At 66.4% G+C, this 16,322-nt stretch carries 7 protein-coding genes; 2 read left to right on the forward strand and 5 right to left on the reverse strand.

Features of this window, described 5'->3' with window-relative positions; all coding sequences use genetic code 11:
- Nucleotides 1-4 precede the first annotated feature (4 nt).
- The 3 genes from IEX41_RS14470 to IEX41_RS14480 all read right to left on the reverse strand — a co-directional run bounded on the left by IEX41_RS14470 (nt 5) and on the right by IEX41_RS14480 (nt 8,859).
- Nucleotides 5-6,454: a type I polyketide synthase gene (locus IEX41_RS14470; RefSeq protein WP_188790979.1), complete on the reverse strand. Its 6,450-nt coding sequence runs from the start codon at nt 6,452-6,454 to the stop codon at nt 5-7.
- A gap of 183 nt (nt 6,455-6,637) precedes the next feature.
- A complete protein-coding gene (locus tag IEX41_RS14475; RefSeq protein WP_188790980.1) occupies nt 6,638-8,005 on the reverse strand; it encodes an oligosaccharide flippase family protein in 1,368 nt (455 codons plus the stop codon).
- The gene (locus IEX41_RS14480; RefSeq protein ID WP_188790981.1) at nt 8,002-8,859 is read right to left on the reverse strand and encodes a glycosyltransferase family 2 protein; all 858 of its coding nucleotides are present in this window, start codon (nt 8,857-8,859) and stop codon (nt 8,002-8,004) included. The genes IEX41_RS14475 and IEX41_RS14480 overlap by 4 nt, the downstream gene beginning before the upstream one ends.
- 147 nt (nt 8,860-9,006) lie before the next feature.
- Here IEX41_RS14480 and epsE point away from each other — a divergent pair, with 147 nt between their 5' ends.
- A complete protein-coding gene (gene epsE, locus IEX41_RS14485; RefSeq protein WP_229673245.1) occupies nt 9,007-10,215 on the forward strand; it encodes an exopolysaccharide biosynthesis GT4 family glycosyltransferase EpsE in 1,209 nt (402 codons plus the stop codon).
- 33 nt (nt 10,216-10,248) lie between these two features.
- On the opposite strand, the gene IEX41_RS14490 is transcribed toward epsE, so the two are convergent.
- Nucleotides 10,249-13,311: a calcium-binding protein gene (locus IEX41_RS14490; protein ID WP_229673247.1), complete on the reverse strand. Its 3,063-nt coding sequence runs from the start codon at nt 13,309-13,311 to the stop codon at nt 10,249-10,251.
- A 326-nt stretch (nt 13,312-13,637) separates the two neighbouring features.
- On the opposite strand from IEX41_RS14490, the gene IEX41_RS14495 reads away from it, so the two are divergent.
- Nucleotides 13,638-15,206 carry a 2-isopropylmalate synthase gene (locus tag IEX41_RS14495; protein ID WP_188790982.1) on the forward strand — a complete coding sequence of 523 codons (1,569 nt, stop codon included), beginning with the start codon at nt 13,638-13,640 and terminating at the stop codon, nt 15,204-15,206.
- A gap of 70 nt (nt 15,207-15,276) precedes the next feature.
- On the opposite strand, the gene IEX41_RS14500 is transcribed toward IEX41_RS14495, so the two are convergent.
- Nucleotides 15,277-16,293, reverse strand: a complete 1,017-nt coding sequence (locus IEX41_RS14500) for a hypothetical protein (protein ID WP_188790983.1) — start codon at nt 16,291-16,293, stop codon at nt 15,277-15,279.
- Between the last annotated feature and the right edge of the window lie 29 nt (nt 16,294-16,322).

Genomic DNA, 16,322 nt, shown 5'->3' on the forward strand with positions numbered 1-16,322 from the left:
GCACCTACTCCGCCGCCCGGTGGCCGGGGAAGTCGACGACCTCGGCCCCGTTCATCTGCGCCTCGGCCCCGGTGATCGCCTCGCGCATCAGCGCGGCAAGCACCCGAACGTTGGGCTCGAGCACCATGGAATCGTGATCGCCGGGCACCTCGTGCACTTCGACATGCGGGACGAACTGGGTCCAGTCGTTGTCATGCATGACATAGGCGCGTTCTGAATTCACCATGCGGCCCCCAGTGACCTGCCACTTGCCCACCAGAGGCGGACGGTAGAGCACCAGCCGGCCATCCCAAGGGGTCACCTCATAGGCGGTCACGGCGGCAAGGAAGGCTGCCTCGATCTCGGCGTTGTGGAAGCTGTGCTGCGCCCCTGTCTCGCCGGTGTCGCGGCGTTTGGCGATTTCCCAGCGGATGCGGTTGCGGGCCCAGATCAGCGGGTAGAACGGTCCCTTTGCCTTGGCCTCCTGAAGCTGGATCAACAGCCGGTCGCGCGGCTCGAGCGGGCGGCGCACCGGTAGCGGGGTATCAAGGAGAACGCACAGCGCCACCTCTTCCCCTGCGGCTTCAAGCTGCCGCGCGATCTCGAATGCGGTGATGCCGCCGCCCGAGAAACCGCCGACCATGTAGGGGCCATGGGGCTGCACCTGCCGCATCTCGGCGATGTAGTCGCGAGCCATCTCGGAGATGCTGTCATGCGGATCTTCTGCGCCATAAAGCCCCCGTGCCTGAAGGCCGTAGAAGGGCCGGTCCGCCCCTAGCAAATGCGCAAGATGGCGCAGGTTCAGCACGTTGCCGAACATCCCCGCGACAAGGAAGAACGGGGTTCGCGGCCCACCCTCGCCGTCGTGCATGGCGACGATGTGGCGGAATCGCCGTTCAGGTTTCGGGGCCTCGGTCGCCCCCTCCTCAGGCGCATCGGTGTGGCCAGTCTCGGCAGCGATGAGCGCGGCGCATTTGCGGATCGTCGGAGCCTCGAACAGGACCGAGATCGGGAAGTCCACGCGGAAGGTCTTGCGCACCATGGCAAACAGCCGCACCGCGATAAGGGAATGCCCGCCAAGGTCGAAGAAGCTGTCCTCGACACCTGGGTTCTGCACACCCAGCAGATCCTCCCAGAAGCTGGCGAGGGTGCGTTCGATGTCGTTCTCGGGCGCAACGAAATCGCCTTCGAGCTGCGGGCGGTCGAACTTCTGCGCGGTACCCGCATCCTCGGACGAGGCGGCGGTCTGGCGGGTGAGCTGCGAAAGGTCCATGGACGACACCACCACCTGCGCATCCCCCAGCCCGAGCGCGCGGTGGAAGGCCTCCACGCCCTCGGCGGGCAGAATGCCTTGGCTGAGGTTGTGCGCCAGACGCTCCTCGGAGGCCGAGAGGGGCTGCGCGGCGTCCCTCGGGGCGTCGGTTTCCAGCTCTGCGGCGGTGAGGCGCGGCGCGGCCTGCAGCACATCCGCCGAGGCCAGCTTGTGGATGGTGAAGCCCGAGAACTCGACCAGCACGGTGCCGTCGGGATCAGTTAGCGTGATGTCGAAGCTGGCCGAAGCCGCATCGGCGCGGTTGTCGGCGGCATTGCGGACCCAGGACACGATGCGATCCGTCAGCGGAGCATGGACACGGACGCGGGAATAGCTCACCGGCACCCAGAGGTGAGTGGGCTGCCAACCCTCGATCAGCTCCATCGCCCAGCCGGTCGCGATGTCCAGAAGCGCCGGGTGCAGCAGGCAGCCATCTCCCTTTGCGCTCTCGGCAAGAGACAGGTCCGCGATGCCTTCGCCATGGCCAAGGGCACGGGAATCCAGCACTTTCCAGCGCAGACCGAAGGCAAGCTGCACCTCCTGCGCCGCCGCCAGCTTGCCGCCCTGCGCCACCACGGGCGCGGCGCAGCGGGCGCGGATCGCAGCAAGATCCAGCGGCGCGGGCCTCTGCATCGGCAGCAGTGCAAGCCGCGCCTGCGCACAAAGCGCATGGCCCCGCTTGCCGCCCAGAGTAGCATCCGCCAGCAGATCGAAGCCATAGCCTTCGTCCCGCCGGGTCAGCCGCAGGCGCACGTCCCGCGCACCGCCATCGGCCACCCGCAGCGGGCGGAGGAAGGCCATGTCGCGGATCTCGAACCCCTGCGCCTCGCCCTGCGCCCGCAGCGCCTCGGCAGCAAGGGACAGGTAGCCGGTGCCGGGCAGAAGCGCGTCTCCGGCGCGGGTGCGGTGTTCGTTGATGAACCAGTCCGCGTCGGAATAGCGCGCGGTGAAGAGGCGATTGCCCTGAGCGTCGAAGGTCTTGTCGTCCAGCATCGGCACGCCTGCGGGCTCGATCGGCGCTTTCGGCACCTCGCCCTTGCGCGCCGCGACGGCCTCGGCGGCCATGCCGACCTCGTTCCAGATGCCCCAGTTGATCGCGACCACGCGGGTTTTCCCGCCCGCCCGCGACCGGGCGAAGGCGTTGAGGTATTCGTTGGCGGCGACGTAATCCACCTGCCCCGCAGGCGCTGTCACGGTGGAGGACGAGGCAAAGAGCACCATCCAGTCGGCGGTGCCATCGGCGAACACCTCGCCCAGCGCCTCGGTGCCGTGGATCTTGGGGGTAAAGACGTTCTCGACGCTCGACGGCGATTTGGTGAGCAGCGGGCCGTCGTCGATGACGCCCGCACCGTGGATCACCCCGGTGATGCGGCCAAAACGGGCCTCGGCCTCGGCTTTGACCTGCGCGAGGCGAGCCTTGTTGCAAACGTCCGCGGCGGCGATCATCACCTCTGCGCCCGAAGCCTCGAGGTCCTGCACCGCTCGGATCCGGCGCGAGGTGGCATCCTGGGGCGCGTGGCGCGCAAGGTAGTCGTCCCAATGCGCGCGCTCGGGCAGCGCACTGCGGGCCACCAGCACGAGGTTCGCACCCTTCGCGGCCATGTCACGCGCCAGCGCAAGGCCGATGCCGCCAAAGCCGCCGGTGATGAGCACGGTGCCGCCCTGTGCCACTTCGGGCACCGGCGGCAGGGCGACGGGCTTCATGGCACATTCAAACCGCTTGGCCCCGCGCAAGGCGGCGATGGCATCGGAGGGCTCGGAAAGCAGCTCTTCGAGCGTCTGGCTGGTGAGCGCCTCCATCTGCGCCTCATACACCCCATGGGCGCGGCGCTGGCGCAGCAAGCCCGCGGCCTCCTCGACAGGCAGCTCGAGGTCCAGCGTCGACACGCTCACCCCAGGCAATTCGCGCGGGATGACGCGGGCGGGACCGGCGAGGGTCGCCTTGGCGGGATGGGGCAGCGCCTCGTCCCGGACGCGGGCGGCGCCGGTGCTGAAGACCGTAAGATGCAGCGGGCGCGGCAGGTTTTCCTCGGCCAGGGCCTGCGCGAGGAAGAGCAGCGCATAGAAGCCCTGTTCCTGCACCCGGTGGAAGAAGCTCGATCCGGGGCGGTGGCTTTCGCCTTTGGTCACCAGCCAGAAATGCGCGATCCGTGTCGGCACATGGCCCTGCTGAGCCAGATCGCGCAGCAACAGGTCATAGCCTTCGCGGCCTCTCTCGGGGGCGATGATGTAGGACGTATTGGACAGCCGCGTGAAGCTGTCGCCGGGGCGCAGTTCGATCACCGTGTGACCGGCGGCGGTGAGGCGCGCGGCGGCGCGGGCGGCGAGCCCGGCTTCGTCCATGAACATCAGCCAGGTCTGCGGGTCGGCCTCGGACAGGCCATGCTCCACATCCACCTCGACCTGCGCGGCGCGGGGGCGCCAGACCGGCTTCCAGCCCCAGCCCTCCACGTCGTCGGTGCGGGTGAGGAACTGCGGCGCGCTGTCCGTCTGCGCCTTGCCCGGCGCGATGAAATAAGGGGCGCGCTGGAAGGCATAGGTGGGCAGCACCACGCGGTTGCGCGGCGCCTCGCCCCAGACCTGATCCCAGTCGAAGGATGCGCCCAGCGCCCAGAGACGGCCCAGCACCTCGAACATGTGCTTGTCGTCGGCAATAGCATCGTCGCGGTGGCGCAGGGAGGACAGCACCTGCTGCCCCGGCACGTCCGGATGCTGCCGCGCCAGCGCTGACAGCGCCTTGCCCGGTCCGACCTCGAGGAAGATGCGGTTCGGTTTCGCCAACGCGCCGATGCCGTCGGCGAACATCACCGCGCCGCGCAGGTGTTCCACCCAGTAATCAGGCGACATCGCCTGTTCCGGCGTCATGAGCTGGCCGGTGCGGTTCGAAGTCAGGGGGATCTGCGGCGCATGGAGGTCGATCGTACGCAGGTAATCGCGGAACTGCTCCAGCACCGGCTCGAGCATCCGGCTGTGCGCCGCGATGTCGATGGCGATGCGCTGGCAGTCGATGCCGTCCGCCTTCAGCCGCGCCTCGAGCCGGTCAAGCGCCGCGACGGGGCCGGAGGCCACGGACAGCTCGGGGGCGTTCTCGGCCCCGAGGTCGAGGTCATCGCCCAGCCGGGGCCGCAGCTTGTCGGCGGGGAGGTGCACCGACAGCATCCCGCCTTCGGGCACGCTGTCCATCAGCCGCCCGCGCAGGGCAACCAGACCGATGCAGTCCTCGAAGCTCATGACGCCGGCGACACAGGCGGCGGTGTTCTCGCCCATGGAATGGCCCGACAGCGCGGCGGGCGTGATCCCCCAGCTTATCCAGAGCTGCGCCAGCGCATATTCGGTGATCATGATGAGCGGCAGTTGCAGTGACGGGCGCTTCAGCGCCACATCGGCCCCGGCCACGTCGCCCTCCGGCAGCCAGAGGGCGCGGATGTCCGCGTCCGAGATGCCAGACAGCACCTCGAGGCCGCGGTCCATCCAGTCGGCAAAGACCGGCTCCGTCTCGTAGAGATCGCGGGCCATCCCGGCATATTGCGCGCCGCCGCCGGGGAACATGAAGGCCACGTCCGCCCGTTGCAGCGCGGTATGGGTGTGGACACGGCGGGGCGCGTCCTCCTCGAGCAGGCGGGCGGCTTCCTCGTGGGTTTCGGCCACCACGATGCGGCGGCGGTCAAAGGCGCGGCGGCCCGTCTGAAGCGTCCATGCGATGTCCGCAAGCGGCTGCTCGGGGTGGTCGCGCAGGTGCTGGGCAAGGCGCTTGGCCCCGTCATCCAGCGCCGCCTTGCTGCGGGCCGAGAGGGTGAGGATCTGGAACGGCCAGTCGCTTTGTCCCGAAGGCGCGCGGTCCGGGGCCTGCTGCAGCACCACATGGGCGTTGGTGCCCCCGACGCCAAGCGAGTTCACCCCGGCGCGGCGCGGATGCGTGGTCTGGGGCCATGGGGTTAGCCGGTCATTCACAACGAAAGGCGAGCCGTCAAAGCCGATTGCGGGGTTGGGCGCCTCAAAGCCCAGGGAGGGCGGCATCTCCGCATGGTGCAGCGACAGCGACGCCTTGATGAGGCTTGCCACCCCCGCCGCCGTGTCGAGGTGGCCGATGTTGGTTTTGACCGACCCGATGCGGCAGTGGCCCACGGCGTCGGATGTCTCGCGAAACGCCTGGGTCATGGCGGCGACCTCGATGGGATCGCCAAGATAGGTGCCGGTGCCGTGGCATTCCACGTAATCCACCGTGTCCGAGGTGACGCCCGCCACCGCCTGCGCTTCGGCAACGGCCTGCGCCTGCCCGTCCACCGACGGCGCAAGGTAGCCCGCCTTCTGCGCCCCGTCGTTGTTGACGGCGCTTCCCTTGATGACGGCCCAGACGTGATCGCCATCGGCAATGGCATCCTTCAGCCGCCTCAGTACCACCACGCCGGCCCCCGAGCCAAAGACCGTGCCCTGCGCGCGGTGGTCGAAAGCATGGCAGGCCCCGTCCGGCGACAGGATCTCGTTCTCCTTGTTGAGATAGCCCCGGTTCTGAGGCAGCTCGATGGTGGCGCCGCCCGCCAACGCCATGTCGCATTCACCGTTCAGCAGCGCCTGCACCGCGTAATGGGTCGCCACCAGCGAGGTGGAACAGGCGGTCTGAACGTTGATCGACGGCCCGTGCAGATCAAGCACGTGACTCAGACGAGTGGTCATGAAGTCCTTGTCGTTGCCAGTGTGGCGCAGCAGGAACATGCCCGTATTCTCGACCAGATCCGGGTTCGAACAGATGTTGAAGTAGAAATACGACCCCATGCCGCAGCCGGCAAAGACACCCACCTGCCCACCGAAGCTTTCGGGCACATGCCCGGCGGTTTCCAGCGCTTCCCACGCGGTCTCGAGGAACTGGCGATGCTGGGGATCCATGATTGCCGCTTCCTTCGGGGAAAAGCCGAAGAACTCCGCATCGAACATCTCGAAATCGTCGAGGGAGGCTGCGAAGGGAACGTAATCCTTGTGGCGCATGAGGCCCGGATCCTCGCCCGCCTCGCGCAACTCTTCCTCGGTCAGGCGGCGGATCGACGAGCGGCCCGCCCTCAGGTTGTCCCAGTACTCCGAAATGGTCTGCGCCCCAGGAAGATGCGCCGCCATTCCGACTATGGCGATATCGTTCTCGGACATATCCGACAGAGGATAAGAACTCATGACCAAGTACCCCGTCACTGAAGTATTAACGCTTGGGTAACCGTTGAATACGGGAGAATTAGGGCGGTTTCTGGGACTTCTCCCAGGGGTCGCCATGTTTCAAACGGAATGCACGCGCCACTCTAATGGCAGGTAGCGGAATACACCAAACAAGTTGAAGTGTCTGCAGACTGGACCTGAAATCTATCCGCCGAGTGCGGCCAGGTCCATGATCTCTGACTTGTTCACAAGCACCGCGAGTGTGGCTAGCGCCACGGCCGCAGCTGCGAAGACCGCGTCATGCAGCGGATCCCACGCCCCCATGCGCCGGGCCAGCCAGACCACAACGGGGTAGGCCAGCACGTAGGCTGCCCCGATGCCCAGCAGCGCCCCGAACAGCCCCGCCATCTCGAGCCCTACGAGGATGCAGCCCACCATCAGCACCGCTCGCGCCAATGCGAGGACAAAGAAGGTCCGGCTGTCGCCCGCCGCCAGCGCTGCCTGATCATAGGTCTGCACGATGATCTGGGGCATCTGCACGCAGGCGACGATGACCACGACACCCCCCGCCACTTGGTAGCGCGGATCATAAAGCAGGTTCACCAGAACATCCCCCACGGCGGCAAAGACCCCCACCAGCACGATCAGGACCGAGGTCACGAGAAAGCGCATCTTGCGCAGCCTCAGGAAGTTGCGGCGGTTCTCGCGGGGCGGGGTCTCGCGGTAGATGGGGATAAGGATGCGGCGGGTCACCATGCCCCCCAGCAGCATGGGGAAGGAGGCAAGGAAATAGCCGATATTGTAGATCCCCAGCAAGTCGAGACTGAGGTACTTGCCCATCAGGATCTTGTCCGCCTGGCTGAAGAAGAAGCCGCAGACCGTAGACAGGAAAATCCACTTGCCGAAAGTCACCAGCTCGCCCAGCGCCTCGCGCTCCCAGCGCAGGCGGTTGGGCGCGCCCGGCAGGAACAGCCAGGTCAGGGCAACCTCGAGCACGGTCGCAAAGATCCCGCTCAGCACCAGCGCCCAGACCGACCCGGTGAGCCATGCCAGAAGCACCGCGGCCCCAATGCCGCTGACCTGCGTGGTCATGTCGAGCAAGGTCATCCGCCCGATCAGCAGGTGCCGGTTGGCGGTGTCCACCTTGGTGGGCCGGAAGCCGGCGATGAACAGGGCAATGCTCGCGGTGGGCAGGATATGGAGCAACTGCGGCTCACCGTAGAACTGCGCCAGCGGCCACGACAGCGCGCAGCCGGTGAGGAACAGCCCGAAGCCGCGCAGCACCTGCAGCGTCCACGCGGTATCGAGGAAGGCGCGATCATCACCACGCTTGCTCTGCAGGATCGAGGTGGTGGTGCCCACGTCGGAAAACTGCTGAAGCCCCATCATGATGACCGACACCAGCGCCATGAGGCCGAAGGCCTCGGGGAACAGCAGGCGGGTCAGGATGAGGTTCGACGCCAGCCGCACGCCCTGGCTGAAGCCGAAGCCACCGATGGTCAGCAGCGAGGACCGCATGGCCCGCGCGGAAAGGGAGGTGCCGGAAAACCGGTCGGCCATGGCACTGATCATCGGCTGCGGCTCCAGTCCGCGCCGGCGGGTCTGCGGCGCACGGCAAAGGCTACCCCGGAATAGACCGCAAAGGCCAGCGGGTTGCGCAGGGCAAGCGCCAGCTTGGCACCGAGCGGAAAGGCGGGCTTGTCATCATTGCCGAGAAGCTCTGGGAAGCGCTGTTCGATCTCGTGAACGCCCCGGTCCTGCCGGCCCCGCACCTTGACGAGGTTCGCAAAGCCCTCTGCGATGGGCCAGTCATAGGTGGCAGGAACGCGGATGCGTTCTTCGGGGGCAAAGTTCAGGCGCACGAAGGTGTCGTCTGAGATGATCTCGGGGAAGGCCCCCCAGCGGGCGCGACCGGCGGCGTTCACCGCGAAGATGCCGCAGCCCGGCACGCCCGAGGCCATGAACGGCACCCTCCGCCAGACCGCGGCATAGGCGCGCGACACCGGCCCGCGGGCGGTGATCCGCACGGTGCCACTGGCATAGCGTGGGGCTTCGGTGGACAGGGCGGTGTGCAGCTGCGACAGCAGCGCGGGGCTTACCGTGACATCCGCATCAAGATAGACGCGGACCGGCGCGGCAGCCACCGCATCCCCGGCATCAAGCGCCGCAAGCTTGCCTCCCTCGGGGCGGTCGATCACCTGAAGCCGCCACCCCCGGTCGGCAAAGGCGGCGATCTCGGCGCGGGCACGGTCTGCGGTGTCGTCCTGACAGCCGTTTGCAACGACAATCACCTGCACTGGAGACGGGTCATTCCACGCGGATCGGCCCAAAGCGCGAAGGCAGCCACCGATGAGCTCCGCCTCGTTATTTGCAGGTAGTATCACCGAAACGGCGGTCGTTCCGGGATTCTCCGAAGCACCAATCATGATTCGTACCAAAGCCGCCACACATGAGCGATTTCATCGCCCGAACGCCGGCTGAGTGCCAGCAAACTATGGTCAAATTAAGAAAGAGCATGGAAGTTACCCCAACCTCCGGACACGAAACCGGGGAGTCAAACGGCGGGGGAATGCGTGTCGCAGCGACTGCGGATCGGTTATCTTGTGCCCCAGTTTCCGGGGCAGACGCATATCTTTTTCTGGCGCGAGGTGCAGGTGCTCGAACGGATGGGCCACACGGTCGATCTGCTTTCGACGCGCATGCCGCCTTCGGGCCTGATCTCGCACGACTGGTCGCAGGATGCCATCGCCCGGACCACCTACCTTGGGGACGTGAAGCCCTTGGCGGCGCTGCAGGCGCTGGGCGGGCTGCTGCCGAAGGGGCTTCCAGTCTGGATCGCCGCCGAGGGGCCGCGCTTTGGCAGGGATGTCGCGCTGGTACTGGCGGCGGCGCAGGCGCTGGTGCGGCACGCCCGGGCGCGTGGGCTCGATCACGTGCACGCCCATTCCTGCGGCCGCGCAGCCCTCATTGCCGCGCTGGCCCATCACCTTGGCGGGCCGACCTATTCGGTGACCCTGCACGGCCCCCTGTCGGACTATGGCCCGGGACAGCGCTTCAAGTGGCGCGGTGCAAGCTTTGCCACGATCATCACCCGGAAACTGCTGCATGAGATGCAGGAGGAGATGCCCGAGGCACTTCCCGAACGGCTCCTGGTGCGCCCCATGGGGGTCGACACCGACGTTCTGCGCCGCACCGAACCCTACGAGCCGCCGCAGAAGGGCCGGCCTGTGCAGCTGTTCTCCTGCGGGCGGCTCAACGTGGTGAAGGGGCATCAGGACCTGATGTACGCGGTGCGCCAGCTGCTCGACCAGGGCGTGGACGTCCGGCTCGAGATCGCGGGCGAGGATGACGCAGGCGGTGATGGCTTCCGCAAGGAGCTCGAGGCGCACCTGCGCAAGCTGCGACTTCAGGACCACGTGAAACTGCTGGGCGCCATCGATGCGGGCGAGGTCAAGGCAAAGCTGCTGGCGGCGCAGGTTTTCGTGCTGGCATCGTGGCATGAGCCGCTGGGCGTGGCCTACATGGAGGCGATGGCCTGCGGCGTGCCGGTGATCGGCACCGATGCGGGCGGCGTGCGTGAGCTGATCGAGGACGGGCACACCGGCAAGCTGGTGCCGCCCAAGGATCCCACCTCGCTGGCACGCGCTATCAAGGACCTTGCGCAGAACCCCGAAACCGCCACCCGGCTCAGCGCCGCCGGTCGGGACCTCGTGCAGCAGAAATTCCGGGCGAGCCTCGGCGCGGAAACCCTCGTGGACGAGATCCTAAGGCTCCGCAGCTGAGCCGGGAGCAAATTCCCTTGCAGGGACTTTGCGTCAAAGACCGTCGGTGGACACCCGCGCCTCTGGGCTGTCAGCGAACCCGAGGGTCTCGACCGAGAACATAGACACCGGCCCCTCCGGCCCCTCGGCGATGAGGCGCTCGCTTTCACGGGCAAAGCTGTAGTCCGCCTGCGTTCCCGGCAGGACCGCATGATCCGTGCCCGCCCCGCCGTGCAGGTGGTCGCCGCCACCCCCGGAGACAAGAACGTCATCCCCCGGCCCGCCAAGCAGGATGTCGACCGCAGCGCCCCCCTCCAGGGTCTCGCTGCCACCGCCCGCACGGCGCAGCACACCCCCTACGAAGGCCTGCGGATCACGCTCTTCCCAGCCCGAGGGGCCGGTGGCGTTGTAGTTCGCCAGCATGTCCCAGCGGGGGTTGGAATCGCTCAGGTGCCGCAGCGCGCCCCAGCTGCCCCATTTCGATGGCTTGGCCACGTCCACGAAAGCACTGAACAGGGTGCCCCCGTTCGATGCCCACCCGGTCAGCAGCGTCTCGTAAAGCTTGGCCATCTCTGGGGTATAGTTGAATTCCTCAAAGAAGGCGGCAAGCCGTTCATCCTCGACCCGGGCCGCCTGCGCGGTGACATGGGTGCCTCCCTCGTACATCACCAGCCGCAGGCCCGCCGCCTCCGCAGCCCCGGCATGGTAGGGAAAGATCTCGTCGGTCAGCTCGGCCAGCGAGCCGTCCATCAGCGCCAGCGCCACCGGCGCAATCGCCCCGTCGAAACGCCGCGCCTTTACGTATTCCCGCAAGGCCACCCGTTGCAGCCCCTCGGCCTCGCCCTGAGCCACGGCCTGCGCCTCGGACCTGTCGAGCCAGCCGTCGAGCTGCGCCGCCATTTCCTCGCCGCCCATCTCGTAGCCGAAATACCCGGCAACGGCGTAGGCATCGAATTCCTCCACCGGCATGTTGCCAAGGGTAAGGTAGGCCAGAGGCGCAACGAGGATGTTCTCTTCCAGTCCCGGCCAGCCCGTGTGGGTGGACACCACCCGGACCAGCCGGTCCTTTGAAGCGTCTGCGAAGACATCCGACCAGATCCGCATCACCTGTGCCGACCGCATTGCGTAAAACTGCATCCATCCCGCCTCGGACCGCCCCCAGAGCGCATCGGCCTGCGCCTCGGCCCAGGCGGCCTGCGGAAAGATGTGGTTCCAGACCTCGTTGGAATACTCGACATAGGCCTTCAGGCGCGGATCAAGCCGCGCCTCCACGTATTCAGCGAAGTTTCGGATATAATCGTCATCGGCCATATGAGGCATGGTAAACCACGGATCCGCACCGACCTGGTTGGCCAGGTGCACCATGACCTCCACCGGAGCCCCCCAGGCGGACCATGTGTAATCAGAAACCCTTGGGCGTTCATCCCAGCTTTGGATCGGAGAGCCGTTGGTGAACATCCAGTCCATGAAGCGCAGGCTGCGCAGGTCACCGATACGCGCGATCCACTCGGGGTTGAAGATCACCCCCGCCTCGTAGAGCGGCCACTGGTCCTCACGCACCACGACGATATTGCGGATCGGATCGTCGGGATCGATGGCGCTGATCGACAGCCCCACCGCCCCGTCGCCTGGACTGTAGAAGAATTCAGCCTCGCCTTCCCCGTACCGCACCCGCCGGGCAAGACCGGCCAGCTCGAGATCACCGCGCCCGTCCCAGCTCACCCGGTAGGTGCCGCGCAGGTGCTCGGACTCCTCGGGCTGGTCGGTGAGGATCAGCGCCTCCAGCCGTTCGACCCCCTCGGGGATGCGCAGCGGCCAGCCATCGTCATCAAGAACACCGTCCGCGCGCATCTCATCGATGCCGACCCCACCCCATTGTCCGGGAAGGTGACCGGTCCATTGCCGGGCGGTCTTCATGATGTCGACGAAGGGCATCTGGGTCGACCAGTCCGAGATTCCGTCAAGCCCCATGCCCAGCGCCGGCAGGCCCTCGGGCACAGCCCCGGGATCGGGCAGCGCCACGAGGCCGCGCGGCGGCAGCGGCTCATCAGTGACGGAGGCAGAGGCGGTCTCCGTGCCGGCCGCCCCCGCTTTGGCCACCTCTTCGGCGCCGGTTTCGGTGACGCTGTCGGAAGCGGCGGCACCGACGTCTTCACTGTTCCCTTCACTGGCCCCTGCTTGCCGCACGGCGTCACCGGGCGCGGCGGCGCTGTCGAAGACGCCGGAAGCCGAGACCCGATCCCAGATCAGCGCGGCAACGTCGGGCCAGGCGGCGGCCACCTCCGGCGCGATGCCGTCGGGCACCGCGAACTTAGCAGGCGGCGGGGTCTCGAAAACCGACGCATAGGCGATGGCCCCCGCCAGCAGATAGAGGGTCGGCGTGCCGTGGGGGTCCGCATCCACGTAGAGCGCTTCCGGCTCGACCTCGGCAAGCGGGCCACTCTCGGCCAGCAGGGCCGAAAGGATCCGCGCCACCGGGATCATGCGGATGTCCGCGTCAGGGCGGGCCTCGCGCAGGTTGGACAGGTAGGTGTCAAACCACGCGGCATAATCGCCGGTGCCGTTGTCATGGTACCTGCGGTACTCCCGGCGGGATGGGGGGAAGTCGCCGGGCATCTCGGCCCAGCCTTCATAAAGGTAGACCGGCGTGTCGGGCATCCGCTGCTGCAGCCAGTCCACGAGGGTCAGCGTGGCACCAACGGGGCTCTGGTTCGTGGGGTTCTCCCCTTCGAAGGGCGCATCCGGGGGCTGGTACTGAATGAAGTTGGCGGGGGTGATGAAAACGCCGCTCCAGCCCGCGTCACCGAAGGCCCCGCGCCCGGCGTCCCAGTGCCCCGGCACACCCGGAATCGACCAGTTCGGCCGTGGCGGCAGGGCCGAGGCGAAGTCGCGCAGGAACCCCCACTGACCTTCGAGGGCAAAGCGCTTGCCATCCGCCTCGGCCAGCCGGGCCATCCAGTAGGGCGCGTTGGAATGTGCCTCGTCTCCGAGGTAGTGCACGAGGCTGTTGCCGAAGGCGTAGATCGCCGCCTCATCTCGTTCTTCAGCCAATGCCGCTGACGAGAGCATAACCGGGGCCAGCACCATGGCCGCCGCCCTCAACACCTGTCGGATCACGATTGTCTCCCCGTCCTGTATCGCCCCCTGTCAATATGGACGAGCCGGCGCACGGCTCAAGCCCTGCGACAGCGCCGCATGAGAAACTCCGCGGTTTCCCTGATTTTGCGGGTTTTCAAGAGAAGAATTGCGCGTATAGTCCGGCCCATGATGACTCTTGGCCATATCGCTCTGACGGACCGTGCAACCAGCGCGGCTCTTGCGCTTGGCCTGCGTCTTCTCCTAATCCGCCTCTGAGCGCGCAGTCCCGGCGCGATCGCTCAGAGGAGGCACCCGTTTCGCGCCGGCGAAACCCACAGGACGAAGACCATCAGGATTCATAAGACATGACCGATCAAGCCAAAGACCGCGTGTACATCTTCGACACGACGCTCCGCGACGGCGAACAATCGCCCGGCGCAACCATGACCCACGACGAAAAGCTCGAAATCGCAGAGCTTCTCGAGGATATGGGGGTCGATATCATTGAGGCGGGCTTCCCAATCGCCTCCGAAGGCGACTTCCGCGCCGTCAAGGAGATCGCCGAGCGTAGCCGCAACGCCGTCATCTGCGGGCTCGCGCGGGCCCAGCCGGCCGACATCGACCGCTGCTACGAGGCGGTCAAGCACGCGGCGCGGCCGCGCATCCACACGTTCATCGGCACCTCGCCGCTGCACCGCGCCATCCCGAACCTTTCCATGGACGAGATGGCCGACCGTATCCATGAAACGGTGAGCCATGCGCGCAACCTTTGCGACAACGTGCAATGGTCCCCCATGGACGCGACGCGGACGGAATGGGATTACCTCTGCCGCACCATCGAAATCGCCATCAAGGCTGGTGCGACCACCATCAACATCCCCGACACCGTGGGCTATACCGCCCCGCTCGAAAGCGCGGACCTCATCCGCCGGCTGATCGAACGGGTGCCCAGCGCCGACGAGGTGATCTTTGCCACCCACTGCCACAACGACCTTGGCATGGCGACGGCGAACAGCCTTGCCGCCGTCGAGGCAGGGGCACGCCAGATCGAATGCACCATCAACGGCCTTGGCGAGCGGGCGGGCAATACGGCCCTCGAAGAGGTGGTGATGGCGCTCAAGGTGCGCGGCGACATCATGCCCTTCGACACCGGCATCGACACCCGCAAGATCATGCATATCTCGCGCCGTGTCGCCACGGTGTCCGGCTTCCAGGTGCAGCCGAACAAGGCCATCGTCGGCAAGAACGCTTTCGCGCATGAATCCGGTATCCACCAGGACGGCATGCTCAAGAACGCCGAGACCTTCGAGATCATGCGCCCCGAGGACGTGGGCCTTGCGGGCACCTCGCTTCCCCTTGGCAAGCATTCGGGTCGCGCCGCGCTGCGCGCCAAGCTCAAGGAGCTTGGTACCGAGGTCGGAGACAACCAACTCAAGGACATCTTCGTGCGGTTCAAGGATCTTGCCGACCGCAAGAAGGAGGTCTTCGACGAGGACATCCTTGCCCTTGTCACCGCCCACATGGCGGATGAGCAGGAAAACCACCTCGAGATCGTGTCGCTCAAGGTGATCTGCGGCACCGCCGGGCAGGCGGAGGCCATGCTCGAGATGGAAGTGGGCGGCCAGGAAGTCAGCGCCGACGAATTCGGCGACGGCCCCGTGGACGCGACCTTCAAGGCGGTGCGCAAGCTTTACCCGAACGCCGCACGGCTTCAGCTCTACCAGGTGAACGCCGTGACCGAGGGCACAGACGCCCAGGCCACCGTGTCCGTGCGCCTCGAGGAAGACGGCAAGATCGCCACTGGCCAGTCGGCGGACACCGACACAGTCGTCGCGTCGGCCCGTGCCTATGTGAACGCGCTCAACCGTCTTCACGTGCGCCGCAACAAGACCGGCAGCGATGCCAAGGAAATCAGCTACAAGGACGTGACCTGACAGGTCATCACCCTGCCTGAAACGAAAACGCCCGCCGGGACACCGGGGGGCGTTTTTTCGGTCCCGGAGGTCACCACGCGGCATCATTGGCGTACTGCAGGGCGTAATCCGAAGAGAGCTCTGCCAGCAAACCATCCGCAACGGCCGCATCCTCTTCGGCGTCATGCCCGGAATCGGTGGCATCATGCAGGACAAGGACGTCCGTTTCGGGGGCGGTGATTTCATCGAACGGCAGATCTGCATCCCAACGCCCCTGCTCACCCTGCGCAGCTATCTCCCGCTCCTCGGGACTGCGGAAGACGAAGGTATCGGTCTGCGGATCATCGAACAGCGCCAGAAGCCAATCCCTTCCGCCACTGTCCTCATCGCCCGGGACCGACTGCGCCGGGGTCGTGGTGAAGGCATCACCCCCTACGAGGAAATGCGACAGTTCGGTCTGGGCATCCCCCATGTGTAGGCGCTGTTCCATCTCGCCCAGCGACAGGGCGGCAGGAGTTTCCGGGCCGACAAGTGCTCTGGTGTATGACCCCGGAACGTCGGGAAGATCCGCCGCACCGCTTACGGGCCCGGCCTCCAAGGACGGGCCCTCAGCGCCTGTCACGATATCGTCGAGCACATCCTCGTGGATCGAAAGCCCGGGGCGCTGTTCATCGCCCCCATCGGCCAGAACGGCAGGCATGTCATGCGGGCCTTGGTCATCCAGTGCGTGAAGTTCCAGCGCATAGCCAAGGCTGACCGCCGCGTTACGAAGACCTCGCACGCTACCGTCGCCCTCAAAGCGCGCGGCACCGGAACAGCCGAAACGGCGATGCCCCTCCGTTACGTCATCCGCGGCGGCAAGCGCATCGCGGTATTGCTCGTCAGCCATCATCTTCCAGCCGGCGACGCCTACCTCGGTGCCACCGTACTGCACGGCAAGCGCCGCGGTCGCGTCATCTCCGAAGGCGGTGTGGACCTTCTGCCTCTGAAACCGCACATCAAGCTGCGCGATGTCCATGTCGTCAAAGGCCTCGGGGCCGGTCAGCCCCTTGCCCGTGTCTGCCGCAGTCAGCCAAAGCGGCGAAGAGAGTATCGAAATCTGTTCCACGTTACGTCACCTGTTACCCACACATTCGT

The sequence above is a fragment of the Salipiger pallidus genome (genome assembly GCF_014643635.1).
Taxonomy (GTDB): Bacteria; Pseudomonadota; Alphaproteobacteria; order Rhodobacterales; family Rhodobacteraceae; genus Salipiger; species Salipiger pallidus.

Coding starts and splice junctions, on each gene's coding strand:
- IEX41_RS14470 (WP_188790979.1), bottom strand. CDS start 6,454: ATGAGTTCTTATCCTCTGTCGGATATGTCCGAGAACGATATCGCCATA.
- IEX41_RS14480 (WP_188790981.1), bottom strand. CDS start 8,859: ATGATTGGTGCTTCGGAGAATCCCGGAACGACCGCCGTTTCGGTGATA.
- IEX41_RS14495 (WP_188790982.1), top strand. CDS start 13,638: ATGACCGATCAAGCCAAAGACCGCGTGTACATCTTCGACACGACGCTC.
- IEX41_RS14475 (WP_188790980.1), bottom strand. CDS start 8,005: ATGATCAGTGCCATGGCCGACCGGTTTTCCGGCACCTCCCTTTCCGCG.